22 protein-coding genes are annotated in these 25,696 nt (G+C 62.5%); 3 read left to right on the plus strand and 19 right to left on the minus strand.

What is annotated here, in order from left to right; genetic code table 11:
* Nucleotides 1-51: 51 nt before the first annotated feature.
* The 12 genes from J9870_RS16400 to J9870_RS16455 form a co-directional block, all read right to left on the minus strand.
* Nucleotides 52-1,671, minus strand: coding sequence for a methyl-accepting chemotaxis protein (locus J9870_RS16400; protein ID WP_210639055.1), 1,620 nt, complete (start codon nt 1,669-1,671; stop codon nt 52-54).
* A gap of 112 nt (nt 1,672-1,783) precedes the next feature.
* Complete coding sequence (locus J9870_RS16405) at nt 1,784-2,479, minus strand: anaerobic ribonucleoside-triphosphate reductase activating protein (protein ID WP_246883013.1); 696 nt, start codon at nt 2,477-2,479, stop codon at nt 1,784-1,786.
* Entirely contained in the window at nt 2,476-2,637 is a 162-nt protein-coding gene (nrdD, locus tag J9870_RS16410; RefSeq protein ID WP_135845159.1) for an anaerobic ribonucleoside-triphosphate reductase, read from the minus strand. Before nrdD ends, J9870_RS16405 begins: the two co-directional genes overlap by 4 nt.
* A gap of 31 nt (nt 2,638-2,668) precedes the next feature.
* Nucleotides 2,669-4,684 carry a ribonucleoside triphosphate reductase gene (locus J9870_RS16415; protein ID WP_210639056.1) on the minus strand — a complete coding sequence of 672 codons (2,016 nt, stop codon included), beginning with the start codon at nt 4,682-4,684 and terminating at the stop codon, nt 2,669-2,671.
* Between the two features lie 399 nt (nt 4,685-5,083).
* Nucleotides 5,084-6,076, minus strand: a complete 993-nt coding sequence (moaA, locus tag J9870_RS16420; RefSeq protein WP_210639057.1) for a GTP 3',8-cyclase MoaA — start codon at nt 6,074-6,076, stop codon at nt 5,084-5,086.
* Between the two features lie 25 nt (nt 6,077-6,101).
* Nucleotides 6,102-7,070 (minus strand): peptidylprolyl isomerase, encoded by a 969-nt coding sequence (locus J9870_RS16425; protein WP_210639058.1) that lies wholly within the window; start codon nt 7,068-7,070, stop codon nt 6,102-6,104.
* A 10-nt stretch (nt 7,071-7,080) separates the two neighbouring features.
* Nucleotides 7,081-7,761 (minus strand): respiratory nitrate reductase subunit gamma, encoded by a 681-nt coding sequence (gene narI / locus J9870_RS16430; protein ID WP_210639059.1) that lies wholly within the window; start codon nt 7,759-7,761, stop codon nt 7,081-7,083.
* Complete coding sequence (gene narJ / locus J9870_RS16435; RefSeq protein WP_210639060.1) at nt 7,754-8,509, minus strand: nitrate reductase molybdenum cofactor assembly chaperone; 756 nt, start codon at nt 8,507-8,509, stop codon at nt 7,754-7,756. The genes narI and narJ overlap by 8 nt, the downstream gene beginning before the upstream one ends.
* Nucleotides 8,510-8,511: 2 nt before the next feature.
* Nucleotides 8,512-10,050, minus strand: coding sequence for a nitrate reductase subunit beta (gene narH, locus J9870_RS16440; RefSeq protein WP_025213361.1), 1,539 nt, complete (start codon nt 10,048-10,050; stop codon nt 8,512-8,514).
* Nucleotide 10,051: 1 nt separating this feature from the next.
* The gene (locus J9870_RS16445; protein WP_210639061.1) at nt 10,052-13,825 is read right to left on the minus strand and encodes a nitrate reductase subunit alpha; all 3,774 of its coding nucleotides are present in this window, start codon (nt 13,823-13,825) and stop codon (nt 10,052-10,054) included.
* A 64-nt stretch (nt 13,826-13,889) separates the two neighbouring features.
* Nucleotides 13,890-15,287, minus strand: a complete 1,398-nt coding sequence (locus tag J9870_RS16450) for a NarK family nitrate/nitrite MFS transporter (RefSeq protein WP_210639062.1) — start codon at nt 15,285-15,287, stop codon at nt 13,890-13,892.
* Nucleotides 15,265-16,569, minus strand: coding sequence for a nitrate/nitrite transporter (locus tag J9870_RS16455; RefSeq protein ID WP_210639063.1), 1,305 nt, complete (start codon nt 16,567-16,569; stop codon nt 15,265-15,267). The genes J9870_RS16450 and J9870_RS16455 overlap by 23 nt, the downstream gene beginning before the upstream one ends.
* A gap of 303 nt (nt 16,570-16,872) precedes the next feature.
* On the opposite strand from J9870_RS16455, the gene J9870_RS16460 reads away from it, so the two are divergent.
* The 3 genes from J9870_RS16460 (at nt 16,873) to J9870_RS16470 (ending at nt 20,211) form a co-directional block, all read left to right on the plus strand.
* Nucleotides 16,873-18,672: a HAMP domain-containing protein gene (locus tag J9870_RS16460; RefSeq protein ID WP_210639064.1), complete on the plus strand. Its 1,800-nt coding sequence runs from the start codon at nt 16,873-16,875 to the stop codon at nt 18,670-18,672.
* The gene (gene narL, locus J9870_RS16465; RefSeq protein WP_210639065.1) at nt 18,669-19,316 is read left to right on the plus strand and encodes a two-component system response regulator NarL; all 648 of its coding nucleotides are present in this window, start codon (nt 18,669-18,671) and stop codon (nt 19,314-19,316) included. Before J9870_RS16460 ends, narL begins: the two co-directional genes overlap by 4 nt.
* Nucleotides 19,317-19,533: 217 nt before the next feature.
* Nucleotides 19,534-20,211: a Crp/Fnr family transcriptional regulator gene (locus J9870_RS16470; RefSeq protein ID WP_210639066.1), complete on the plus strand. Its 678-nt coding sequence runs from the start codon at nt 19,534-19,536 to the stop codon at nt 20,209-20,211.
* A gap of 134 nt (nt 20,212-20,345) precedes the next feature.
* Here J9870_RS16470 and J9870_RS16475 read toward each other — a convergent pair whose 3' ends face one another.
* The 7 genes from J9870_RS16475 to pdxH all read right to left on the minus strand — a co-directional run bounded on the left by J9870_RS16475 (nt 20,346) and on the right by pdxH (nt 25,689).
* Nucleotides 20,346-20,714: a putative zinc-binding protein gene (locus J9870_RS16475; RefSeq protein WP_210639067.1), complete on the minus strand. Its 369-nt coding sequence runs from the start codon at nt 20,712-20,714 to the stop codon at nt 20,346-20,348.
* On the minus strand, nt 20,714-21,184 hold the full coding sequence (locus J9870_RS16480; protein ID WP_135845147.1) for an SCP2 sterol-binding domain-containing protein: 471 nt from the start codon (nt 21,182-21,184) through the stop codon (nt 20,714-20,716). Before J9870_RS16480 ends, J9870_RS16475 begins: the two co-directional genes overlap by 1 nt.
* Entirely contained in the window at nt 21,178-22,068 is an 891-nt protein-coding gene (locus tag J9870_RS16485; RefSeq protein ID WP_210639068.1) for a U32 family peptidase, read from the minus strand. Before J9870_RS16485 ends, J9870_RS16480 begins: the two co-directional genes overlap by 7 nt.
* Nucleotides 22,069-22,078: 10 nt before the next feature.
* Nucleotides 22,079-23,074, minus strand: coding sequence for a peptidase U32 family protein (locus tag J9870_RS16490; RefSeq protein WP_210639069.1), 996 nt, complete (start codon nt 23,072-23,074; stop codon nt 22,079-22,081).
* An 81-nt stretch (nt 23,075-23,155) separates the two neighbouring features.
* On the minus strand, nt 23,156-24,403 hold the full coding sequence (glp, locus tag J9870_RS16495) for a gephyrin-like molybdotransferase Glp (RefSeq protein ID WP_210639070.1): 1,248 nt from the start codon (nt 24,401-24,403) through the stop codon (nt 23,156-23,158).
* A complete protein-coding gene (moaB, locus tag J9870_RS16500; protein ID WP_210639071.1) occupies nt 24,400-24,954 on the minus strand; it encodes a molybdenum cofactor biosynthesis protein B in 555 nt (184 codons plus the stop codon). Before moaB ends, glp begins: the two co-directional genes overlap by 4 nt.
* Before the next feature lie 87 nt (nt 24,955-25,041).
* Entirely contained in the window at nt 25,042-25,689 is a 648-nt protein-coding gene (pdxH, locus tag J9870_RS16505; protein WP_210639072.1) for a pyridoxamine 5'-phosphate oxidase, read from the minus strand.
* Nucleotides 25,690-25,696: the final 7 nt, after the last annotated feature.

Below are 25,696 nucleotides of genomic sequence, written 5' to 3' on the forward strand. Positions count from 1 at the left end.
CACAGGGATTTGCGGTGAGGTCGATTGCTGTGAAGCCTGGCAGTGCCTCGCCTACACCTTGAACCGCGCCACCGTCTCATGCAGTGAACCGGCCATCTGCGCCAGGTCCTGGCCGGCCGTATCGGTGTGTCGGGCGCCCAGCAGCACCTGTTCGGACAGGTTGCGAATGCCCACCAGGTTGCGGTCCACCTCTCGGGCCACCAGGGCCTGCTGTTCCGTGGCGCTGGCGATCATCAGGTTGCGCTCGTTGATCTGCGAAATCGAATGGGCGATTTCATCCAGAGCATCGCCGGAACGCTGGGCCACTAGCAGAGTGGCCTGCACCAGTTCACTGTTGTTTTGCATGGAGGTCACCGCGTGCCCGCTGTCCAGGCGGATATTGCCGATCATGTCCTCGATCTCCCGGGTCGAAACCTGGGTCCGATGGGCCAGAGCGCGGACTTCATCGGCGACCACCGCAAAACCACGCCCGGCATCACCCGCGCGAGCCGCTTCGATGGCAGCGTTCAGGGCCAGCAGGTTGGTTTGTTCGGCAATGCTGCGGATCACATCCAGCACCGAACTGATGTCCAGCACCCGCCCGGCCAATTGCTGGATGCGCTCGGAGCTGTCCGTCACACCGTCCGCCAACGCCGTGATGGACGCGACCGTTTCCTGAACCTGTTCACGGCCACGCTGGGCGGTTTGCTCGGATACTCGCGAAGCTTCGCTGGTGCTCACGGCATTGCGCGCCACTTCATCCACGGCGGCGGTCATCTGGTTCACCGCCGCCGCGGCCTGTTCGATTTCCTGCCCTTGCAACTGCAAGGTGCTGTTGGTCTGGCTGCTCACCGCGCTCAACTCTTCGGAGGAACTGGCCACCCGATCCACCGAGGCGGCAATGTGCCGGACCATGCTGTTGAGGCTCTGCTGCATGTCGTGCATGTTGCTCATCACGCTGTCGTTGGCGCCGACACCCACCGGCACGCGGATCGTCAGGTCGCCCTGGGCGATAAGGTTCAGCACCCGTGCCGCGTCATTGGGCTCACCGCCCAAGGGACGGGTCACGCTGCGGGTCACCAGTGTCGCGACGAGGCTCACCAGGGCCAGGCAAGCCAGCACCAACGCCAGCATGTTGCGCCGCGCCTCGCTGTAGCGCGCCTGGGCCAACTGTTCACGTTCGACAAAGACCTTGCCCTGCATCGCCATCATCACATCCAGGCTCTTGTACACCTCAAGCTCTGCCGGCATCACGCCTTGCTTGAGCTGTGTCATCGCCTCGTCCGTCGCGCCCTGGCGGATCAACGCCTGCACCTGGACGAACGCCGCCACATAGGCCTCGCGGCGCTTCTTCAACTCGGCATACGCGGCCTTGCCTTCGGGCTGATCGAACAACGGCTCCAACGTGGCGAAGGCCTGGGTGATGCGCTGCCGGGTGGTATCGATCGATTGCTGGACTTGCGCATTGTTCTTGTCGATCAACAAGTCCCGGGTGTTGCGGGCGTTATCGCGCACGCCCGTGGCGATCACCATGATCGGATCGATCTTCGGCCAATCCTGTCTGACGATCTGCTCGGCCTGGTCGCGCAGCATCGCCAGGTCGCTCAAGGCGTACAGCGCCAAGGCGATCAAGGCCAATGGAGCGATGGCGAAGCCGATCACGATACGTTGGGCAGTGGTGAGTCTGGTCATATCAAATGCTCCCTGTTCAACTACCTGCCAACTGGCAGCGCATTTGAAAACCTTGAAAAAAGTGTGGCCCGGTCATCCCGGGCCGCTGTCGGTCGTTCCGCCCTGCGCTCGTTCAACTGCGTAAGACGAACGAGGGGAACAACTCGCGCATGGCGGCCCACAGCTCAGGCTGCAAGGCTTGTGCCGAGACGCTGGAAAGATGGGGATCGAGCATCCGCGCGGTGCGCACCAATTGCACGGCGAACCGGCTGACACCGCGCTCGCTCAACCGTCGGGCCAGGGTCAGCAGTCGTTCGGGGTCGAACAGGTGCCAATGCACAGTGGTGCGGCATTCATAATCCACACCGCTGGCCAGCAGGTGGTCGAGGCTGCGCCAGTTGGCGGCGCCGCTGCCTTCGACCCGGGTCACGTCCAGGGCATCTTCGGGCAAGGCCTTGATGTCGAACCCCACCCAGTCGGCTTGCCCGACCACTTTGGCGAAGGCCGCCGGCTTGATTCCAGCGCTGTGCAGGCCGATGCGAAACCCCATCTGCCGTACCTCGTCCATGGCCGAGGCCAGGCCGTCCTGCAAGGTCGGCTCGCCGCCGCTGAACACCACGGCGTCGAGCAAGTCCTGGCGGCGTTGCAGGAACGCCAGGACCCGACACCAATCCACCTCCTCGCTGCCGCGCGGCGGGATCAGTTGCGGGTTGTGGCAGTAACGACAACGCCAGGCGCAGCCCTGGCAAAACAGTACGCAAGCCAATTGGCCCGGATAATCGAGGGTGGTCAGGGGCACCATGCCCCCGACCCGTAGCACTCGACTCATGGACGCCCGGCCGCGCTTTCGGTGAAGTGCAGCCGTTCGCGATGCTCAGACTGCTTGCCCGGGTTGAAGGCCGCCACCGGGCGGTGATAACCCATCACGCGGGTCCAGACTTCGCAACGTTGACGCTGTGCCTGCGGAAGAGATTGTGATGCGTTCATGGATGAAGCTCCTTGCGGTCGATGGATCGGGTCAGTGAACGCTGCCTGCCAACTGCTGTTGCAGCAGCAAGGCTTCGTCGCATTTGGGGCAGAACTCGTGTTCGCCGGCCAGGTAACCGTGCACCGGGCAGATGGAAAAGGTCGGCGTGATGGTCAGGTACGGCAGGCGGAAACGTCCCAGGGCCTTGCGCACCAGTTGCTTGCAAGCCTGAGTGGAGGAAATCTGCTCGGCCATGTACAGGTGCAACACGGTGCCCCCGGTGTACTTGCATTGCAGTTCGTCTTGCAGCTCCAGGGCTTCGAACGGATCGTCGGTGAAACCCACCGGCAATTGCGAAGAGTTGGTGTAGTACGGCGCAACCGGGCTGCCGGCCTGCAGGATATCGGGGTAGCGCTTGAGGTCTTCCTTGGCGAAGCGATACGTAGTGCCTTCGGCAGGCGTGGCTTCCAGGTTGTAGAGGTGGCCGGTTTCTTCCTGGAAACGCAGCAGCGTGGCCCGCACGTGATCCAGCAGTTTCAGGGCGAACGCCCGGCCCTGCTCGGTGTGCAGGCCTTGCTGGTCATCGGTGAAATTGCGCAGCATTTCGTGCAAGCCGTTCACGCCGATGGTGGAGAAGTGATTGCGCAAGGTACCCAGGTAGCGCTTGGTGTAGGGGTACAAACCGGCGTCCATGTGGTGCTGGATGACCTTGCGCTTGACCTCCAGGCTCTCTTTCGCCAGCTCCATGAGGGCATCGATGCGTTGCAGCAACGCACTGGTATCGCCTTTGTACAAGTAGCCCAGGCGTGCGCAGTTGATCGTCACCACCCCCAGCGAGCCGGTCTGTTCCGCCGAGCCGAACAGGCCGCCACCGCGCTTGAGCAGTTCGCGCACGTCCAGCTGCAGACGGCAACACATCGAGCGCACCTGGTTGGGTTGCATGTCCGAATTGAGGAAATTCTGGAAATACGGCAGGCCATAACGGGCGGTCATTTCGAACAGGCGGTCGGCGTTCTCGCTGTCCCACGGGAAGTCATGGGTGATGTTGTAGGTCGGGATCGGGAACGTGAACACTCGCCCTTTAGCATCACCGGCTTGCATCACCTCGATGTAGGCGCGGTTGATCAGCTCCATTTCCACTTGCAGGTCGCCATAAGCGAACGGCATTTCTTCGCCGCCGATCACCGGAATCTGCTCGCGCAGGTCCTGCGGGCAGACCCAGTCGAACGTGAGGTTGGTGAACGGCGTTTGCGTGCCCCAGCGCGACGGTACGTTGAGGTTGTAGATGAACTCCTGCAACGACTGGCGAACCTCGTCGTAGCTGAGTTGGTCCTTGCGCACGTAGGGCGCCAGGTAGGTGTCGAACGAGCTGAACGCCTGGGCCCCGGCCCATTCGTTTTGCAGGGTGCCGAGGAAATTCACCATCTGTCCCAGGGCGCTGCTCAGGTGCTTGGGTGGCCCGGCCTCGACCCGGCCTGGCACGCCGTTGAGGCCTTCGTGCAACAGGGTGCGCAAGGACCAGCCGGCACAGTAGCCGGCGAGCATGTCCAGGTCGTGGATATGCAGGTCGGCCTCGCGGTGGGCCTGGCCGATGGCCTGGCTGTAGACCTCATCGAGCCAGTAGTTGGCGGTGACCTTGCCCGATACATTGAGGATCAGCCCGCCGAGGGAGTAACCCTGGTTGGCGTTGGCTTGCACGCGCCAGTCTTCACGGTCCAGGTATTCGTTCATCGAGGTGGCGACTTCCACCAGGGTGCGGCGATCCCGGCGCAGGCGGCCGTGTTGCTCGCGATAGACGATGTAGGCACGCATGGAGAGGAAGAAACCGGCATCCATCAGCACCCGCTCGACGCGGTCCTGGATCTGCTCGACGTTCAACCGCGCTTGCCCTTCCAACCGCGCCAACACCGCCTCCAGCAACCCTTCGGCTTCGGCTTCAGCGTACTCGCCGGTGGCCTTGCCGGCAGCGATCAGCGCTTGGCGGATCTTGTCCGCGTCAAAGGCGACCACGCTGCCATCGCGCTTGTGCAAGCGGTTACAGCCTACTGAGATCAACGTGCTCTGCATTTTGGCTCCAGACACTACATATAGATTTTTAAAATCTTAAAAACACAACATGCAGTGGATAGTACGGACAAAGGCACGGGTTGCAATTGATCGATATCAAGAATCGAGGGTGGGTCAGCAGCATTGAGGTTGACCTTGCTGCCGCCATCGCGAGCAAGCTCGCTCCCACATTGGTTTTCAGGCGACTGCAATTTCTGCGTACACCACAAATCCCCTGTGGGAGCGAGCTCCCACATTGGTTTCAGGCGACTGCGATTTCTGCGTACACCACAAATCCCCTGTGGGAGCGAGCTCCCACATTGGTTTCAGGTGACTGCGATTTCTGCGTACACCACAAATCCCCTGTGGGAGCGAGCTTGCTCGCGATGGCGGCGGTACATTCAACATATGCAGTGAAGCTCAGCCCCCACTCATGTTCATGAACCGCACAATCTGCACCTCCCCGCCAGGGCTGAAGTCGTGGCGCAGGGGTTTGCCGCGCAACGCCTGCTGCACCGCCTGGATCACCGGTTGGTCTTCCAGCGGATAACGCCGCAGCAAGCCGCGCAGGTCGAGGGAGTCTTCCTGTCCCAGGCACAACAGCAAGCGCCCTTCAACGGTCATGCGCACGCGGTTGCAACTGGCGCAGAAGTTATGGGTGTTGGGCGATATGAAACCGATCCGGGTATCCGGATGCCGTTCCAAACGCACATAACGCGCCGGCCCGCCGCTGTTCTCGGCACTGTCGAGCAGTCGGTGATGATGGGCGATCTGCGCCCTTACCTCATCGCTGGAACAGAACGCCTCACCCCGGGAACGCCCGACCTCCCCCAAGGGCATTTCCTCGATGAAACTGATATCGATCCGTTGTTCGATGGCGTACTGCACCAGCGCCGGGACTTCATCGAAGTTGCGCCCTTTCATCACCACGCAGTTGAGTTTGATCCGTTCGAACCCGGCCGCCTTCGCCGCCTCAATGCCGGCCAGCACCTGGTCCAGGTTGCCGTTGCGGGTGATCGCCCGAAAGCGTTCCCCGTCCAGGCTGTCGAGGCTGATGTTCATGCGTTTGACCCCAGCATCGACCAGCGGCTGGGCCAGGCGCCCCAGCTGCGAGCCGTTGCTGGTCATCACCAGTTCCCGCAAGCCGGGCAATGCCGCGATCTCGCGACACAGCCCGACAATGCCCGGACGGATCAACGGCTCGCCACCGGTCAGGCGAATTTTCTTCACCCCCAGGCCGACGAACAGCCGTGCCAGCCGTTGCAACTCTTCCAGGGTCAACACCTGCTGGCGCGGCAGGAAGGTCATGTTCTTCGCCATGCAATACACACAGCGAAAATCACAACGATCAGTCACCGACATCCGCAAATAATCTATCTGGCGCCCAAACCCGTCCTGCAACACGGCGTTCATGTATATCCCCCGATTGAGCCAGTGCTCACTGCACCAGCGGCGAGTCGGCACCCTGAAGATGAATGCCACGGATGTCCGCCGCACCGATCAGGGTTTGCAGGTACTGCACCAACGCTTTTTGCCACACGCCCTGCTGCAACTGGGTACGAATCGCCGTCGCCACCGCCTCGTAAGGCAACGGCTGGCCTTCGATACGCTGGTCGATACTGATCACGTGCCAGCCATAACGGCTTTCCAAGGGTTTGCTGGCCAGGCCCGCTGGCAAGGTGAACAATTGGCGCTCCAGCTCGGGCACGGTCTGGCCCTTGCTGATCTGCCCCAGTGAGCCGCCCTGCTCCTTGGACGGACACGCCGAATGCTTCAGCGCCAGTTCGGCAAAGCTGCCCGGGAACTGGTCCAGCCGCTCCAGTAGCAACTCGGCCTGGGCGAGGGCCAGGCTGCGCGACTCGGCATCGTCCGGCGCACATTCGAGCAGGATGTGCCGTACCGCCAACAATGGGGCGCTATGAAAGCGCGCTCGATTGCTCTCGTAGTAACGCAGGCAAGTCGCCTCGTCACAGTTCGGCACCTGAACCTCACGTTCAAGGAGCAGCCGCGTGGCCGCCTCCTCTTCGTTTTCACCGGCGCCGACCTGCAGCGCCAGGCCCAACTCGGCAATACGCTGCTGAAGCAGTTCGCGTATCACCAAGGCCCGCGCGGCCTGATAGACCGCATCCTCGCGACTGTCAGCCGGGTGATATTGCAGTTCCTGGGCCATCGCCTGTGGGGTGATCGACACCCCGTTGACGCTGATGATCGGCCACTCCTGCTCACTGCTGGCGATCAATTGAGGGGCTTGATCAGCCGCCACCGGCTCGGCCTGGGCCGGTTCGAACTGCACCGCCCCGGCCGGTTCGACATCGGCAACCGGCGCGCTCACCGGTGCCGCTTTTGCCGAAGAACCGCAGCCGCCACTGCCGCCACCACTACCGCCACATCCGCATCCACTCGCCATGATCTTCTCCTCAAAACTTCTGCCGAACGATTTGATAACGACGTCCCAGGTACCAGACCGGCGCACTGACGATATGGACCAGACGAGTGAACGGGAACAACACGAACAAGGTCAGGCCCAGCACCACATGGAGCTTGTAGACCAGGCCCACCGGCGCTATCGAGGTGGCCGCTTCCACCGGACGCAACAGCACAGTGTTCTGGGCCCAGTCGGCCAGCATCACCATCACCGAACCGTCCATGTGCGCGGTCGAAGCGACGATGGTCATCAGCCCCAGCACCAGTTGCACCAGCAGTACCACCAGCACCAGGATGTCCGAGACATTGGAGGTGGCACGGACCCGCGGGTCAGTCAGGCGGCGGTTAAGCAACATCACCAGGCCGATCAGGCCCAGCACACCGAAGAAGCCACCGGAAACCATTGCCAGCAACTGCTTGTTCTCGGTGCTCAGTACATGGTGGTAGATCGCCGAAGGCGTCAGCAGGCCGACAAAGTGCCCGGCCAGCACGAACAGCACGCCGACGTGGAACAGGTTGCTCGCCACCCGCATGCCGCGCTTGTTCAGCATCTGGCTGGAACCGGCCTTCCAGGTGTACTGGGACAGGTCGAACCGTGCCCAACTGCCGAGCAGGCAAATCGCCAAAGCGACATAGGGGTAGACCCCGAACAACAACAGATCCCATTTAGACATTGCCCACCTCCCCGGCTGGCGCTGCGGCCAACCCTTCATGCTGAAAATCCACCCAGTGCAACGGCACCGCACTTTCATCCCGCGCCTTGCCCGGCGCGCTGGGCAGCGAACTGCAACGGTCCTGCTGTTCGGCCTTCATGAAATCCACTGCCTCTTCTTCCCATATCTTGTCCAGGGCTTCGAGGGAGTCGTCCCGTGGCTCGGCCTTCACTTGCTCGCGCAGCTCGGCCACCGCCACCTGAGGCTCGGCCCCAGCGATTTGCAGCAAGGCCCGGAAGCAACTGGCGTAGGCGCTTTCACGCTCGTCCAGGCGCGCCGCAAGCAAGGCCAGCAGGTGCGCCACATCGGCCAGGCCCTCGCGGGCCTCGATGTCTTCACGAGTGGACAGGAACTCCAGGTACAGCGGGATGTAATCGGGCAGCTCCTTGACGCCGATGGCAAAGCCGGCCTCTTCGTACTGGGCCATCATGTCCACCATGGCCTGACCGCGGTCGCGGGACTCGCCATGGACATGTTCGAACAACAGCAGCGACAGGGCGCGGCCACGACCGAACAGCGCACCGTAGTGTTCCTGCCCGTCCATCAGGTCCTTGCCGCAGATCACCTCGAGCAACTCGAACAACCCGGCGCGCTGGTTCGGACTGATTTCCCGCGCTTGGAGAATCGCTTGTTCCAGCTCGTCCCGACCGGCCACCAGGGTCTCGGTCGGGTAGTCGAGCAGCAACGAAATCACCTTGAGAATGCGCATGCTCATTCCTCCCACAACTGCACGGTTTTGATCACATCGCGGCGATTGGCCTTCTTGCCGCCGAACATGTTGGTGTCGGAACTGCCGCTGCAACCGCTGCCGAAACTGAAACCACAACCGGAGCGTTCGGCGAACGCATCGCTCATGGCGTCTTCGCGGTGGGCGCTTGGCACAACGAAACGATCCTCGTAGTTGGCGATGGCCAGGTAGCGGTACATCTCTTCCACCTGGTTCACGCTCAAGCCAACGTCGGCCAGCACTTGCAGATCCTGCACGCCGTCCACTTGTTCGGAACGCTTGTAGGCACGCATCGCCAGCAGACGCTTGAGGGCGCGCTTGACCGGTTTTTCATCGCCGGCGGTGAGCATGTTCGCCAGGTAACGCAGCGGGATGCGCAGGCTGTCGACGTCCGGGATCACCCCGTTCATGCCCACGGTGCCAGCGGCGGCCGCATTCTGGATTGGCGACAGTGGCGGCACGTACCAGACCATTGGCAAAGTGCGGTACTCAGGGTGCAGCGGCAGCGCGAGTTTCCAGTCCACGGCCATTTTGTAGACCGGCGAGCGTTGCGCCGAATCGATCACCGACTGCGGCACGCCATCGGCCAGGGCCTGGCGAATCACCGCTGGGTCATTCGGGTCGAGGAAAATCTCCAGTTGTTTCTCGTACAGGTCCTGCTCATTGGCGGTGCTGGCCACTTCGCTGATACGGTCGGCGTCATACAACAGCACACCGAGGTAGCGAATCCGCCCGACGCAGGTTTCCGCGCAGACGGTCGGCATCCCGGCTTCGATGCGCGGGTAGCAGAAGATGCATTTTTCCGACTTGCCGCTCTTCCAGTTGAAATAGATCTTCTTGTACGGGCAGCCGCTGATGCACATGCGCCAGCCGCGGCACTTCTCCTGGTCGATCAGGACGATGCCGTCCTCTTCGCGCTTGTAGATCGCGCCGCTTGGGCAGGACGCCGCGCACGCCGGGTTCAGGCAGTGCTCGCACAGGCGTGGCAGGTACATCATGAACGTGTTTTCGTACTCGCCGTAGATGTCCGCCTGGATCTTGTCGAAGTTCTTGTCCTTGCGCCGCTTGGCGAATTCGGTGCCGAGGATTTCCTCCCAGTTCGGGCCCCATTCGATTTTCTGCATGCGCTTGCCGGACACCAGCGAACGCGGCCGCGCGGTGGGCTGATGCTCGCCCAGCGGTGCGGTGTGCAGGTGCTGGTAGTCGAAGTCGAACGGTTCGTAGTAATCGTCCAGGCTCGGCAGGTCCGGGTTGGCGAAGATGTTCGCCAGCACGCGGAACTTGCCACCGATGCGCGGGTTGATCGAACCGTCGGCGTTGCGGATCCAGCCGCCCTTCCACTTGTCCTGGTTTTCCCATTCCTTGGGGTAGCCGATACCCGGCTTGGATTCAACGTTGTTGAACCAGGCGTATTCCATGCCTTCACGGCTGGTCCAGACGTTTTTGCAGGTGATCGAGCAAGTGTGGCAGCCGATGCATTTGTCCAGGTTCAGGACCATGCCGATTTGTGAGCGAATCTTCATCTCAGTTCTCCTCGATATCAGTCGGCAGTGGACGCGGCAAATCATCGCCACTGGAACCATCGAGCCAATCGACTTTGGACATCTTGCGCACCACGACGAACTCGTCGCGGTTGCAACCGACCGTGCCGTAATAGTTGAAGCCATAGGCCTGTTGGGCGTAGCCACCGATCATGTGGGTGGGCTTGAGCACCACGCGGGTCACCGAGTTGTGGTGGCCACCACGGGTCTTGGTGGTTTCCGAGCCGGGCACGTTCACGATCCGTTCCTGGGCGTGATACATCATCACCATGCCTTCCTTGACCCGCTGGCTGACCACCGCGCGGGCGGTCAGCGCGCCGTTGACGTTGAAGCATTCGATCCAGTCGTTGTCCTCGATACCGGCGCGCTTGGCGTCGATTTCCGAGAGCCAGACAATCGGCCCGCCACGGCTCAAGGTCAGCATCAGCAGGTTGTCGCTATAAGTGCTGTGGATGCCCCACTTCTGGTGCGGGGTGATCCAGTTCAGGACGATCTCGGTCTCGCCATTGCTGCGCTTGCCCTTCACACCGGCGATGGTGCGGGTGTTGACCGGTGGCCGGTAGCTCATCAACTGCTCGCCGAACGCCTGCATCCACGGGTGATCCTGGTAGAACTGCTGGCGACCGGTGATGGTGCGCCATGGAATCGCCTCGTGAACGTTGGTGTAGCCGGCGTTGTAGCTCACGTGATCGTCTTCCAGGCCAGACCAGGTGGGGCTGGAAATGATCTTGCGCGGCTGAGCCTGGATATCACGGAAGCGAATCGCCTCATGCTCCTTGGAGACCGCCAGGTGGCTGTGGTCGATACCGGTGAATTCCGACAGCGCAGCCCAGGCTTTCACCGCGACATGGCCGTTGGTTTCCGGGGCCAGGGACAGGATCACTTCGGCGGCGTCGATGGCGCTGTCGATCTTCGGCCGCCCTTGGCTGATACCCGCCTCGACTTCCTTGTGGTTCAGCTCACCGAGGAATTTGACTTCAGTGTCGGTGTTCCAGTTGATGCCCTTGCCTCCGTTGCCAAGCTTCTCGAGCATCGGCCCCAGGGACGTGAACTGCTTGTAGATGTTCGGGTAGTCGCGCTCCACCACCTGCAGGTTCGGTGCGTTCTTGCCCGGGACCGGCGCCACACCGGCACTTTTCCAGTCGGTGCCGCCAAAGGGTTGGGCCAGCTCGCCGACGCTGTCATGCATCAACGGCACGGTGACCAGGTCCTTCTCGATACCCAGGTGGCCGACCGACATGGCGGAAAACGCCTTGGCGATGCCTTTGTAGATTTCCCAGTCCGAACGCGACTCCCAGGCCGGATCGATAGCAGCCGACAGCGGATGGATGAACGGGTGCATGTCCGAGGTGTTCATGTCGTCTTTTTCGTACCAGGTAGCGGTCGGCAAGACGATGTCGGAATACACGCAGGTCGAGGACATGCGGAAGTCCAGGGTGGTCACCAGGTCGAGCTTGCCAATGGCGCCCTCGTCGACCCATTCGGCCTCGGTAGGCTTGCATTCGGAGCTATGGCCGATGTCTTCGTTCATCACCCCGTTCTTGGTACCCAGCAGGTACTTGAGCATGTACTCGTGGCCCTTGCCCGAGGAGCCCAGCAGGTTGGAGCGCCAGATGAACATGTTGCGCGGGAAGTTCACCGGGCTGTCAGGCTGTTCGCAGGCAAAGCGCAGGGAACCGTCCTGCAGCGACTTGACCACATAGTCCTTGGGCTCCAGGCCCGCGGCGGCGGCATCGCGGCAGATGTGCAACGGGTTGGTGTTGAGCTGCGGCGCGCTCGGCAACCAGCCGGCCCGTTCGGCGCGGATGTTGTAGTCCAGGGCGTGTTCGGGGAATTGCGATTTGTCGGCCAACGGCGAGAGCACGTCGTGCATGCTCATCTTCTCGTGGCGCCATTGCGAGCTGTGGCCATAGAAGAAGCTGGTGCCGTTCATCTGCCGTGGCGGACGGTTCCAGTCCAGGCCGAAGGCCAGGGGCAGCCAGCCGCATTGCGGACGGAGTTTTTCCTGGCCGACGTAGTGGGCCCAGCCGCCGCCGGTCTGGCCGACGCAACCGCAGAGCATGAGCATGTTGATCAGCCCGCGGTAGTTCATGTCCATGTGGTACCAGTGGTTCATCGCCGCACCGACGATGATCATCGAGCGTCCACGGGTCTTGTCGGCGTTGTCGGCGAACTCGCGAGCGATCTGGATCGCCTTCTCGCGGCTCACGCCGGTGATCTGCTCTTGCCAGGCCGGGGTGCCCGGTACCGAGGCGTCGTCGTAGTCCTTGGCGACGTTGGCGCCACCCAGGCCACGGTCGATGGCCAGGTTGGCCGCCGACAGGTCGAACACGGTGGCGACTTTCGCCACGCTGCCGTCGGCCAGCACCACACTGTGCACCGGAACGCGACGGTATTGCACCGCAGCACCAGCCACATGCTGGAAGTACTCCTGGGCCTCGCCGGCAAAATACGGGAAGGCCACTTCAGCGACGTCGCCGCCGATCAGGCTCAGCTTGAGGTCGATCTCACGGCCCTCGCCGCCCTCACGAGGCAGGATGTTCCACTTGCCCTTCTCACCCCAGCGATAACCGATGGAGCCCTGGGGCGAAACCAGCTCGCCGTTGGCATCCAGAGCGATGGTTTTCCATTCCGGGTTGTTCTCCTGACCAAGGTTTTCAGTCAGGTCACTGGCGCGCAGGAAGCGGTCGGGCTGGTAACCGGCACCCGGGGCCATGCCGAGCATCGGCTTGAGCATCACCAGCACCGGTAGGTCGGTGTAGCGCTTGGCGTATTCGGTGAAATAGGCGCTGGGCTTGTCCAGGTGGAATTCTTTGAAGATCACATGGTTGAAGGCCTGGGCCAGCGCGGCGTCGGTGCCCTGCTTGGGGTTGAGCCACAGGTCGGTGAGCTTGGCGACTTCCGAGTAGTCCGGTGTAATCGCCACGGTCTTGGTGCCCTTGTAGCGCACTTCGGTGAAGAAGTGCGCGTCGGGGGTACGGGTCTGCGGAACGTTGGAACCCCAGGCAATGATGTAGTTGGAGTTGTACCAGTCGGCCGATTCCGGCACGTCGGTCTGCTCACCCCAGACCATCGGCGAGGCTGGCGGCAAGTCGCAGTACCAGTCATAGAAGCTCAGGCACACGCCACCGATCAGCGACAGGTAGCGCGAGCCGGCGGCATAGCTGACCATCGACATGGCCGGGATCGGCGAGAAGCCGACCACGCGGTCCGGGCCGTGTTCCTTGACGGTGTAGACGTTGGCCGCGGCGATGATCTCGTTGACTTCTTCCCAGTTGGAACGGATGAAACCGCCCATGCCGCGCTTGCTTTTATAGGAGTCAGCCTTGGCCTTGTCCTCGACGATGCTGGCCCAGGCCTCCACCGGTGGCAGGGTCTGCCGGGCTTCGCGCCACAGCTTGAGCAATGGCTTGCGGATCTTCGGGTACTTGAGCCGGTTGGCACTGTAGATGTACCAGCTGTAGCTGGCGCCGCGAGGGCAGCCGCGTGGCTCGTGGTTGGGCAGGTCGTTACGGGTGCGCGGGTAGTCGGTCTGCTGGGTTTCCCAGGTGATCAGGCCGTTCTTGACGTAGATCTTCCACGAGCACGAACCGGTGCAGTTCACTCCATGGGTGGAACGCACGATCTTGTCGTACTGCCAGCGGGAACGGTAGACGTTCTCCCAATCGCGGGACTCCTTGCGGGTCTCGCCATGGCCGTCGGAAAACTCGCCTTGCTTGCGGTTGAAAAACCGCAGTTGATCCAATAAATGACTCACAGTGTGTTCCTCTCAGGCTTGCTCCGCGGGGTCTGCGCCCCGCCCACGCAGGTTTAGGTTCGGCTTAGCAAGGTGTCGCGGCGCCCTTGCGGGCGTACCACCACCAAGTCACCACGATGCAGCTCAGGTAAAAGCCGACGAACATGTAGAAGGCCATCTCCGGGCCGCCGGTCAGGGCCATCGAAGTGCCAAAGGATTTGGGGATGAAGAACGCCCCGAAGGCGCCCATGGCCGAGCTGAAACCCAGCACCGCGGCCGACTCCTTGCCGGCGTTCTTGATCGCTTGCTCGCGCAGTTCGGGCTTTTTGCCCAAGGCGGCTTTTTCATGCAGGGTGCGGAAAATCACCGGGATCATCCGGAAGGTCGAACCGTTGCCCACGCCGGTGGTAATGAACAGCAACATGAACATGCCCAGGAAGCCGTAGAAGTTGCCGCCCTGGCCGCCTTGCGGCAGGAAGTGCAAGACCCCGAAGACCATCGCGATCATCAGGACGAAGTTCCACAAAGTGACCTTCGCGCCACCGAGCTTGTCCGCCAGCCAGCCGCCCAGTGGCCGCACCAAGGCACCGACCAGCGGGCCAAGGAAAGCGAACTTCAGGGCGATGACTTCCGGGAACGAGGTCTTGATCAGCAGTGGAAAGGCGGCGGAGAAACCGATGAATGAACCGAAGGTCGCCAGGTACAACCAGCACATCAGCCAGTTGTGCTTGCGCTTGAAAATCACTGCCTGCTCGCTGAACGAAGCACGGGCGCTGGACAAGTCATTCATGCCGAACCAGGCAATCAGGGTCACGGCGAGGATGAACGGCACCCAGATGAAACCGGCGTTCTGCAGCCACAACGAGCTGCCATCAGCCAGCACCTGCGGCTGACCGCCCATGAAGCCGAACACACCGAAAGAGATCACCAGCGGCACGCTGAACTGCATCACCGACACACCCAGGTTACCCAGCCCGGCGTTCAGGCCCAAGGCGGTCCCCTGTTGGGACTTGGGATAGAAGAAGCTGATGTTGGACATGCTCGATGCAAAGTTGCCGCCACCAAAACCGCAGAGCAGTGCGATCAACACGAACACGCTGTAGGGCGTGGCCGGGTTCTGTACGGCGAAGCCCATCCACAACGCAGGCACCAGCAGCGACGCGGTGCTCAGGGCGGTCCAGCGCCGGCCACCGAAGATCGGCACCATGAACGAATAGAAGATGCGCAAGGTCGCGCCGGACAGGCCCGGCAACGCCGCCAGCCAGAACAACTGGTCGGTGGTGAAGCTGAAGCCGATGGCATTCAGGCGCACGATCACCGTGCTCCAGACCATCCATACGGCGAAGGCCAACAGCAGCGCCGGAATCGAAATCCACAGGTTGCGCCGGGCGGTCTGTTTGCCACTTTTGCCCCAGAACGCGGGGTCTTCCGGGCGCCAGTCATGAATGACCGGGCCCTTTTCAGGCGTTTGCAGAACGGACATGTTCTTCTCCTTGGGCAATGCTGGAAAACGGGGATTGGGTGGCCGGCGGCTGTTTACCGAGCAGCGGGCGCTTACGCATTTCGCTGAAGTACATCCAGGTCAGGGACACCCAGACCACGCCGTACATCAACATGAAGCAGGACGAGCGCACGCCGGTGAGGTCCACCAGGGCGCCAAACATGATCGGCAGCACGAACCCGCCCAAGCCGCCGGCCAGGCCGACGATGCCGGACACCGCGCCCATGTTTTTCGGGTAGTCGTTGGCGATGTACTTGAAGACCGAGGCCTTGCCGAACGCGAAGGCGATGCCCATCACGAACAGCAGCACGGTGAACAGCGTGGCGCTGAGACCGATGTGGAAATCGACGATGCCGTTGACGGTCTGTACTTGCAGTTGAGTCTGGGGGTAGGACAGCAGGAACAGGCAGATCCAGCTGACCCACAACACCCACCAGGTCACGCTCTGGGCGCCCCAGCGGTCGGACATCCAGCCGCCGACCGCCCGCAGCACGCCACCGGGCAGGGAGAAACAGGCCGCCAGCAGCGCCGCGCTTTGCAGGCTGAAGCCGTATTCCTGCACGTAGTATTTGGTCATCCACAGGGCCAGGGCCACGTAGCCGCCGAACACGATCGAGTAGTACTGGCAGTAGCGCCACACGGCCGGTTCTTTGAGGGTTTTCAATTGCTCGCGCAAGGTCGCGCCGCCAGTGCCGCTGTGTTCCTTTTTCTCGCTGGTGAGAAACCAGAACAGCAGCGCGGTAATGAACAGGATGGCGCTGAACACTTTCGGCACCAGGTGCCAGGAGCCGAAGGCGATCAACGCCGGGGCGAGGAACTTGGTCACCGCCGCCCCGGCATTGCCGGCGCCGAAGACACCCATGGCAAAACCCTGGTTCTGCTTGTCGAACCACTTGGCGACGTAGGCGATGCCCACCGAGAACGAGCCGCCAGCCAGGCCGACGAACAGGCCCAACACCAGGAACTGCCAGAAGGCAGTCGCCAGGGTGATCAGGTACAGCGGCAACACGCAGGACAGCATCAGCAGGAAGAACACGATCCGTCCGCCAAAGCGGTCGGTCAGAAGGCCCAGGGGCAAACGCACCAGCGAACCGGTCAACACCGGCGTGGCGGCCAGCAGGCCGAATTGGGTTTCGTTGAGGGCCAGCATTTCCTTGATCGGAACGCCGAGCACGGCAAACATCATCCAGACCATGAAGCACACGGTGAAGGCCAAGGTACTCATCCCTAGTACCAGCCCTTGTTGCACTTGCGCTCGCATCACGATGCACTCCGTCAGTTCGATGGGCGCAGCCTAGTGATGCGAACCCCGCAAAAACTTGACCTGAGTCAACGTGCCCCGAGGCGGTACTGGTCTATGCTTGGCCCGTCTACCTCTAAGGAGGTAGATCCAGATACCGATAAAACCCTTTGTTTATCAGTATCTTGAGCAAGTCTGCCGAAGCTTTTATCGAAACGGAGCGGCCGACAACTCTTTAGAGGTAGTGCGCCCAGGATTGGCTGCTATACCCCAGTTCCAGGGCGCCCCTATGCTCGGCTCACCGATTTTCCTCGCAGGTCAACGCCGATGATGCGCTGGCTGCGCAGCTCCCTGCCCGCTCGCGCCGGGCTGGCGGTGATCCTCATTGCCATCCTGGCCCTGGCCAGCTCCCTGAGCGCCGGGTTGATCGCCTGGTTCAGCCAGGGCGATGCGGCAGCCATCAACACCGCCGGCTCCGTGCGCATGGAGACCTACCACCTGAGCTGGAAACTGGCGGCTGGGGCCAACGACGACATCGCCCCGATTATCGACAGCCTGCAACAGCGCCTCGACAGCCCTGCCCTGCGCGCCGTACTGGAAGACGGGCCCACGACGTCCCTGCACCAGAGCTACCAGAACCTTGTGCAACGCTGGAACCAGACCCTGCGCCCGGCCATCGAGCGCGGCGATGCGGCGTTTTTCCAGGCCAGCGCCAGTTCCTTCGTCGAACAACTGGACCAGTTCGTGACCCTGCTGCAACGCCAGAGCGAGCACAAACAAGGCTGGCAGCAGACGATCCAGGGCATGGCGTTGTTCAGCACCATGATCATCCTGCTGATCGGCCTGTATGAGTTGCAGTACGGCGTGGTCACGCCCTTGCAGGAACTGGTCGACGCCACCCAGCGCTTTCGCCGGGGCGAGTTCCAGGTGCGGGTCAATCATCAGTCCGAGGATGAGTTGGGCCAGTTGGCGACGAGCTTCAACACCATGGCCGAGACCATCGAGCAATCTCATCGCACCTTGGAAAACCAGGTCCAGCAAAAGACCTTGAACCTGCAACAGGCCAATGCCGCCCTGGAGTTGCTGTACCAGAGCAGTCGCAACCTCGCCACCCGCCAGGCCAACGCCGAAGGGCTGGATGAATTGATCCGGCGCTTCCAACAGCGGCTGCCCGGCCTGCGCCTGTCGCTGTGCCTGCAAGGGCAATTGCAGGCGCCGGCCCGGCAACTGCTGGCCCTGCATGGTGCCGCCAGCCGCGAGGTGTGCGCCAGCAGCGATTGCGCCACCTGCCAGAAACATCACACTGCCCGGCCGCAGACCTTCAGCATCAGTAACCAGGGCACTGAGCTGGGTGAGCTCAAGGCGCACTTTGTCGACGGCCACGCGGCGCAGCCCTGGGAAACCGCGTTGATCCAGGCCCTGGCCAACCTGATCGGCACGTCGCTGTCGCTCAAGCGCCAACGCGAACAGGACCATCGCCTGCTGCTGCTCGATGAACGCACGATCATTGCCCGGGAGTTGCATGATTCCCTGGCCCAGGCCCTGTCGTACATGAAGTTGCAAGTCAGCCGCATGCAGACCCTGATGCGTCGGGGCGAGCCGGTGCAGACCCTGGAAACCGTCACCGGCGAACTGCGCGAAGGCCTCAACAACGCCTACCGCCAGTTGCGCGAATTGCTGACGACCTTCCGTTTGCAGATCCACGACGACGGCCTGGTCGAGGAGCTCAAGGACACCGCCGAAGAGTTCTCCAACCGAGGCGACTTCAAGGTGCACCTGTTCGTTGACAGCCTGGCTTTCGAGCTGTCGGCCAGCGAGCAGATCCACATTCTGCAGATCACCCGTGAAGCCCTGTCCAACTGCCTGCGCCATGCCCATGCCGAGAACGCCTGGCTCGAACTGCGCCAGGAAGGCGAGACGGTGCGGCTGTCAATCGAAGACGATGGCCGAGGCTTCAGTGGCGAAGTGGACCAGCGCGAACATCATGGCCTGAACATCATGAACGAACGGGCCCGCAGCCTGCGTGGCCAATTGCAGATTCTCTCCCGAACACCCCAGGGCACCCGTATCCAGGTGCATTTCCAACCGGAATTCCTGGGCCAACACACCGAAGGCCTCGCAACATGAACGCCCCTCTGCGTCACACCCTGCTATTGGTCGACGATCACCCGATGATGCGTCGCGGGATCCGCCAGATGCTCGAGCTCGAAGACGATTTGCAGATCGTCGGCGAAGCCAACCACGGCGAAGAAGCCCTGACGCTGATCGAACCGCTCAAGCCCGACCTGGTGCTGCTGGACAACAACATGCCGCAGATGAACGGCATCGAAACCCTGCGTCGGCTGCGCGCCATGCACTACACCGGCAAGGTGCTGCTGTTCACCGTGTCCGACGCCGAAGACGACATTCGCGATGCGCTGCGCCTGGATGCCAACGGCTACCTGCTCAAGGACATGGAACCTGAACTGCTGATCCAGTACATCCGCGATGCCCTCAACGGCGCGCTGGTGATCAGCCCCGGCCTGACCCGCGTCATGGCCCAGGCCCTGCGCTCCCCGCCCCGGCAGACCGAAGTGGAACTGACCGAGCGCGAACGCCAGGTCCTCAAGACCATCGCCGGCGGCTACAGCAACAAAGTCATCGGACACAAACTGGGCATCACCGAAGGCACGGTCAAGGTCCATGTGAAAAACCTGCTGCACAAGCTCGGCCTGCGTTCACGGGTCGAAGCGGCCGTATGGGCCATGGAGCATCTGCGCGGAGCGGGCTAGCCCAGCCAACACATCCCCCCTGTGGGAGCACAGCTTGCTCGCGATAGCGGTGGGCCAGACAACTCAATACTGACTGATCCGACGCTATCGCGAGCAAGCTTTGCTCCCACAAGGTTTGTGTCTTGAGCGGGGGCCCATCCCTCTTCCGAGGTAGGCCTGCCGAGGCATAGGCTGGCGACGCCTTGGGCCCTACCATGAGGGTACGCGGAGGTACGCCATGCTGACTCACCCTTCCATCGTTTTACTGTTGCGTCGTCACCACCTGTTCAGCCAATTGCCGGAGCGGATTTTCGAGGACGTGTGCAACCTCGCCGTCCTCAAGCGCCTGCCCTGCAACAGCACGCTCATGCACCAGGGCGACCCGGCCAAGCGGTTTTTCCTGCTGGTCAGTGGGCAGATCAAGTTGTACCGGGTCACCGGCGAAGGCCAGGAAAACCTGGTGGAGATCATCCAGCCCGGCCAGACCTTCGCCGAGGCCCTGCTGTTCAGCCAGGCCCGTTGCTACCCGGTCAGCGCGGCGGCGATCAAGGACAGTGTGCTGGTGAGTGTCGAAGGCACGCATTATCGCAAGGCCCTCGAGGACCAGCCCATGGTTTGCCTGGCGATCCTGGCGAGCATGAGCATCCATCTGCACCAGCGCCTGAAGGATATCGACAACCTGACCTTGGCCAGCGCCAGTCGGCGGGTGATCAATTTCCTGTTGCAGGAGCGGGATCCGCGGGATGGTCAGGTGGTGTTGCAGGTGTCCAAGCGTCTGGTGGCTTCCAAGCTGGGGATCCAGCCGGAGACGTTTTCGCGGATTCTTCATCGGTTGGTGGATGGGGGGTTGATTGCCATGGAGCGGCGCAACATTCGCATCCTGGCCGAAGATGATCTGGAGGCTTACCAGCAGTAGGCGCTGTCGAGTGCAACGAGGCTGCGATCTTTCCCCAGACACTTGATTCTCAAGCGAAAGATCAAAAGATCAAAAGATCGCAGGCTTCGCCAGCTCCTACAGGACCCAGCGGGAGCAAGCTCCCTCGCCACAGGTTATCGATCAACGCCTATCATCGGTATCAACCGCTCGAACAACTCGTCCCCCTCCTCTTGCGAGCAATCGACCCCGAAACGCTTGCGCAGCCCCAACTGGCTCAAAATCACATGCACATCCGCCGTCAGATCATGCTGCTGCAAACATGCCTGGACGCACTGCAACGGACACCCGTCCAGCGCAATGATCCGCCGCCCCGAGCGCGCCTTGTTGACCAGCGCCGCCACATGCCCACCCACCCCGACAATGCAGGACATCTCCGCCAGGCCGGCACGGTCCAGGCGCAGGGCAACGCTGTTGGCCAGTTGCGCGACGTTGGAGCAACCGGAACAGGAATACACCAGGGGCAACACACTCGGGGCTTTCATCACACCGCTGCCAACCCCTTGCCCGCCCGCTCCAGGTTGCGCCACAACCACGGCGGCAAGACCTCCGGGTCAAGGCTGTCGATCAGGTTCTTCAGCGCCAGCCCGAGTTCGGTGTCGCCCTCAATCACCAGGCGCCTGCGGAAGAACAAGGTATCGGGATCCTCCTGACGGCTGGCCAGCAACAGGAACTCACGCCAGTTGCCGCTGATGGTGACCTGGGCCTCGGCCCGTTCGGCGATGCGCAGTCCGTCCCGCGCCAGGGTCAGGTACCAGCACAGTTTCAGGTCGGGTACCCGCAGGCACAACCAACGCCCGCGCAGCACCTCGAATCCGCCATCGCGCACTGGCTCGGCCAGGCAACGATTGAGCGCCTGCTGCAACGCCAGTCGCTGCACCACGAACGGCACCTTGCTCACCAGCGGCAACACGCGGTCGGCGCCTTTGAGCAGCCACTTCTTCGGACTCAACACAGGCCCGCCTCCTCTACTTTCAACATGCCGGCGTGACCATGCCAATAGCCATTGCAACCGTCCACGAACAGCGGTGGTGCCTCGCCCTGGCGCACCTTGTCGAAGGCCGTGACCACCTCGGCCATGCCCTGGGCGCGCGGGCTCAGGCGCAGCAAATCGGCGCCACTGGCCATCAGCGCGGGGTAATCGGCCAGCAGGTTCGTCACCTCGCCGGACATCGTCTGGATGCCGTTGAGGGTGAACAGCTGTTGACCTTCCTGGCTGGTCAAGGCCAGGCCATCGGGATAATTGATGCAGCAGAACTGACAGTCGTCCTTGGGGCGGTTTTCGGCCCGAGCGGTGAAGCAGCGCGCCGAGTAAGCCAAAGGCAGATGGCCGTAGGCAAAAATCTCCACCTCGGGTACTTCTCGGTCCATCTCGCGCACCTGCTCCAACACATCGCCGATCAGCGCCGCCGAACACTCCACAGGCGGTACCCAACGGATCATGCCGCTGTCGAGCAATTGCCCGAGGGCATGGCCGTTGTACAAGTTCAACGCCGGCCCGCCGACGAAGGGCAATTTGCGCTCGGCGAGAAACTGCACCGCGCCCATGTCATTGGCCTCCACCAACAACTGGCCGTTGTCACACAGGCGTCGCAGCGAGGACAGCTCCGAGGCCGCCTCGATCAGCGTCAGGCTCGACAACACGATCTGCGCCTGACTGCACGCTTGCAGCTCACGCGCCAAGCCCAGCCATTGATCCAGGGAGAACGCCCGGCGTTTCGAACACACGGTTTCCCCCAGGTAAATCACGTCCAGCGGCAATGCCGACATCTCGGCATAGAAATTCCCCAGTTGCGCTTTGTCCCAGTAAAACAGGACCGGTCCCAGGCTGAGTTTCATCTGGCCTCCCTCATTGCCATGATCGATGGTAGGCACCCAGGGTGGTCTGGCTGCCCTCGGACAAACCGGCCAATACCTGGCGCCATTCTTCCTGTACCCGGAACCGTTGCGGCGCGGCCTGGTGTGCATCCAGCGCAGCGCGCCAGACCCGGGTGACTTGTTCGACATACGCCGGGCTGCGCTGGCGGCCTTCGATTTTCACCGCTTCGACGCCGATGGCCGTGAGTTCCGGCAGCAGGTCCAGGGTGTCGAGGCTGGTGGGTTCTTCCAGTGCATGGAAACGCTTGCCGCCCACCAGGAAGCGGCCCTTGCACAGGGTTGGGTAACCGGCGGGTTCTTCGGCGGTGTAGCGGTCAATCAGCACTTCGCTCAGGCGGGCGCTCAGGCCATCGGCGTCCTCGCTCCAGCGCACCGCCTTGGCGGGCGAGCAGACACCGCACAGGTTCGGCGACTCGCCAGTGATGTAGGAAGACAAGTGACAACGCCCCTCGGCCATGATGCACAAGCTGCCGAAACCAAAGACCTCGATCGGCACCGGACTGGCGGCTGCCACCTGCCGCACCTGGGCCAGGGACAGCACCCGAGGCAACACGGCGCGGCGGATGTCATAGCGCTCGGCGTAAAAAGCCAGGGCCGCCGCGTGAGTCGCCGAGCCTTGTACCGACAGGTGCAACGCCAGTTGTGGATGGCGCTGGCGGGCGTAGCTGAGCACACCGGGGTCGGCGGCGATCAACGCGTCCACGCCAAAATCGGCGGCGCGGTCCACCGCCCGTTGCCAGCGCTCCCAGCCCTTGGGTTGCGGGTAGGTGTTGACCGCCACGTACAGTTTGCGTTGGTGTTGACGGATGTGCGCGACAGCGGCGTCGAACTGCTTGTCGTCCATGTTCAGCCCGGCGAAGTGCCGGGCATTGGTGTCATCGCGAAAGCCGACATAGACGGCATCGGCGCCTTGGCGCACCGCCGCTTTTAGAGCAGGCAGATTCCCTGCCGGGCAAACCAGTTGCATGGGGCATCCTCGTGAGAAAACTAAGGGCGCCGCCAGTCTAGCCAGCCCTCCGCTGGCCACCTTGACGGCAATCAATTGCCGTCACTGCATCAGGCTCGCGAACGGCAGATACATCACCTTGTCGTGCTTGCGCACTTGCGCCTGGCTCTCCACTACGGCCAGCCCGTCGGCCCAGCATGCGGCCGCCAACATGGCCGAACTTTGTTGGGGATGCAGCTCGACACACAGCGAGCCGTCGGCGCTCGGCGTCAATTTCGCCCGCAGGTACTGCCGTCGTCGGTTGGGCTTTAACCAGTCAAATCCTGCTGGCACCTGCAACGCTGCGGGCAATACCTCATCCATGCCCTGGGCCCGGAACAGGAACGGCCGCACCACAATCAACGCGGTAATCAGCGCCGCCGACGGGTTACCCGGCAGCCCGATCCAGGGTTTGCCGGCCACCTCGCCAAAGGCCAGGGGTTTGCCCGGCTGGATCGCCAAGCGCCACAGGTCAACGCTACCCAGCGCTTCGATGGCTTGCTTGAGATGATCTTCCTCACCCACCGACACGCCGCCGGAGGTCAGCAGCAAATCGCACTCGGTCGCCGCCAGGCTCAAGGCCTGGCGACTGGCGAGCAGTTTGTCGGGCATGACGCCGTAGTCATGTACTTCCAGGCCCCAGCCGCGCAACAGCGCCAGAAGACTGTGGCGATTGCTGTTGTAGATCTGCCCGGGTGCCAGCGTTTCGCCCGGTTCGCGCAGTTCATCGCCACTGCTGAGCAGGCCTACCTGCAAGGGGCGATAGACCTCTACCCGGGCAATCCCGGCACCGGCCAGTAACCCCAACTCCTGGGCTCGCAAGCGCTTTCCAGCCTGAAGCAAACGGTCCCCGCGCTGCATTTCCTCGCCCTCCTTGCGCACATGCTCCCCGCCATTGACCGGTGGCAACCAGACCCGCTCACCTTCCACCCGACAGCTTTCCTGGGGCACCACGGTGTCAGCCCCCGGCGGCAGCGGCGCACCGGTAAAAATCCGCACCAACTGCCCGGCCTGCAACGGTTGCCCCGGTGCCTCACCGGCGGCAATGCGCCCGGCCAAGGTCAGATGACCGCCAGCGGCCGGCAGGTCGGCGGCCCGCAGGGCATAACCGTCCATGGCACTGTTGTCCCATGGGGGCAGGTTCATGGGGCAGCGAATGTCGGTCGCCAGCACGCGGCCCAAGGCCTGGTCCAGCGCCACCCGCTGCACCGGAGGCGGCAGCGGCGCCTGATCCAGCAAGTAGCGGATGGCTTCATCCACCGGCATCAGCGCGCCGCTGTCACAGGCGCTGCCACACGCACCGCTGCTCATGAACGCGCCTCACAAGGTTGCAGGGCAATACCTGTCTGCGGCTTGAGGTGGGGCGTGAAATTGCACGGACCGGTGCGACTGTCCAATTGCCCGGCCAGGATCTGTTCCCAACCGGTGCGGCAAGCCCCCGGCGAACCCGGCAGGCAGCACACCAGCACGCCGTTGCTCATGCCCGCCAACGCCCGCGATTGCAGGGTGGACATGCCGATCTCGGCCAACGACACCTGGCGAAACAACTCACCAAAACCGTCGACGTGCTTGTCCAGCAGCGGCGCCACCGCCTGAGGCGTGTTATCGCGCGGGGTGAAACCGGTGCCGCCGGTCATCAACACCACTTGCACTTTCGGGTCGGCGATCCATTGCGAGACCTGGGCACGGATCTGGTAGATATCGTCCTTCACCAGCCCGCGATCGATCAGCACGTGACCGGCTGTTTGCAGCAGATCCGCAAGGGTCTGGCCGGAGGTGTCGGTGTCGAAACAGCGGGTATCGCTGATGGTGAGTACGGCGATGTTCAGTGGTTGGAAGAGGCGTTGCGTCAGATGGGCCATAGTCAGCCGTCCTGTCAGAAAAGATGGCCCAGCCTGAACCGCATTCGGTGCCGGGCCTATTCCTCCATGGAGGTACCTCCCTCGGCGTCAGGGTGCCAGGCGGCTACGCTGCCAGGTACCATCCTGCAGGCGGTAGTCGAGACGATCATGCAAACGGTCGGCACGCCCTTGCCAGAACTCCAGCCGTTCGGGTCGCAGGCAATAACCGCCCCAATGTGCGGGACGCGGCACCGGTTGATCGGCGAACCGTTGCTCGGTTTGCGCCAGCCTGGTTTCCAGGGCGGCGCGATCGTCCAGTCGGCGGCTTTGTGGCGAGGCCCAGGCGCCAAGACGACTGGCCACGGATCGGGACTCGAAATAGGCATCCGACAGCGCCGGATCGAGTTTGCAGACCGGTCCTTCGATACGCACTTGCCGCTCCAGCCCCGGCCAGAAAAAAGTCATGGCCGCCCAGGGATTGGCGGCCAGGTCCTGGCCCTTGGCGCTGTCGTAGTTACCGAAAAACGAGAAGCCTTCGCTACTGAAGCCCTTGAGCAACAAGATCCGGCAATGAGGCCGGCCCTGCTCGTCCACCGTCGCCAGGGCCATGCTGTTGGCTTCCACCGGCGGGCTCTCGGTGTCGCGTGCTTGTTGCATCCACAGCCCGAACAAAACCATCGGGTCGTCCGGTGCCTGGGTTTCATCCAGGCCATCGAGGGTGTACTGGCGGCGCATCTTGGCCAGGGAAAGGGGCATGGCGGTG

Source organism: Pseudomonas sp. Tri1 (genome assembly GCF_017968885.1).
Taxonomy (GTDB): Bacteria; Pseudomonadota; Gammaproteobacteria; order Pseudomonadales; family Pseudomonadaceae; genus Aquipseudomonas.

Coding starts and splice junctions, on each gene's coding strand:
- J9870_RS16475 (WP_210639067.1), bottom strand. CDS start 20,714: ATGAAAGCCCCGAGTGTGTTGCCCCTGGTGTATTCCTGTTCCGGTTGC.
- narH (WP_025213361.1), bottom strand. CDS start 10,050: ATGAAGATTCGCTCACAAATCGGCATGGTCCTGAACCTGGACAAATGC.
- narJ (WP_210639060.1), bottom strand. CDS start 8,509: ATGCGCATTCTCAAGGTGATTTCGTTGCTGCTCGACTACCCGACCGAG.
- moaB (WP_210639071.1), bottom strand. CDS start 24,954: ATGGCCCATCTGACGCAACGCCTCTTCCAACCACTGAACATCGCCGTA.
- narI (WP_210639059.1), bottom strand. CDS start 7,761: ATGTCTAAATGGGATCTGTTGTTGTTCGGGGTCTACCCCTATGTCGCT.
- J9870_RS16470 (WP_210639066.1), top strand. CDS start 19,534: ATGCTGACTCACCCTTCCATCGTTTTACTGTTGCGTCGTCACCACCTG.
- glp (WP_210639070.1), bottom strand. CDS start 24,403: ATGAGCAGCGGTGCGTGTGGCAGCGCCTGTGACAGCGGCGCGCTGATG.
- nrdD (WP_135845159.1), bottom strand. CDS start 2,637: ATGAACGCATCACAATCTCTTCCGCAGGCACAGCGTCAACGTTGCGAA.
- J9870_RS16460 (WP_210639064.1), top strand. CDS start 16,873: ATGATGCGCTGGCTGCGCAGCTCCCTGCCCGCTCGCGCCGGGCTGGCG.
- moaA (WP_210639057.1), bottom strand. CDS start 6,076: ATGAACGCCGTGTTGCAGGACGGGTTTGGGCGCCAGATAGATTATTTG.
- J9870_RS16450 (WP_210639062.1), bottom strand. CDS start 15,287: ATGTCCGTTCTGCAAACGCCTGAAAAGGGCCCGGTCATTCATGACTGG.
- J9870_RS16485 (WP_210639068.1), bottom strand. CDS start 22,068: ATGAAACTCAGCCTGGGACCGGTCCTGTTTTACTGGGACAAAGCGCAA.
- J9870_RS16400 (WP_210639055.1), bottom strand. CDS start 1,671: ATGACCAGACTCACCACTGCCCAACGTATCGTGATCGGCTTCGCCATC.
- J9870_RS16405 (WP_246883013.1), bottom strand. CDS start 2,479: ATGAGTCGAGTGCTACGGGTCGGGGGCATGGTGCCCCTGACCACCCTC.
- J9870_RS16490 (WP_210639069.1), bottom strand. CDS start 23,074: ATGCAACTGGTTTGCCCGGCAGGGAATCTGCCTGCTCTAAAAGCGGCG.
- pdxH (WP_210639072.1), bottom strand. CDS start 25,689: ATGCCCCTTTCCCTGGCCAAGATGCGCCGCCAGTACACCCTCGATGGC.
- J9870_RS16425 (WP_210639058.1), bottom strand. CDS start 7,070: ATGGCGAGTGGATGCGGATGTGGCGGTAGTGGTGGCGGCAGTGGCGGC.
- narL (WP_210639065.1), top strand. CDS start 18,669: ATGAACGCCCCTCTGCGTCACACCCTGCTATTGGTCGACGATCACCCG.
- J9870_RS16415 (WP_210639056.1), bottom strand. CDS start 4,684: ATGCAGAGCACGTTGATCTCAGTAGGCTGTAACCGCTTGCACAAGCGC.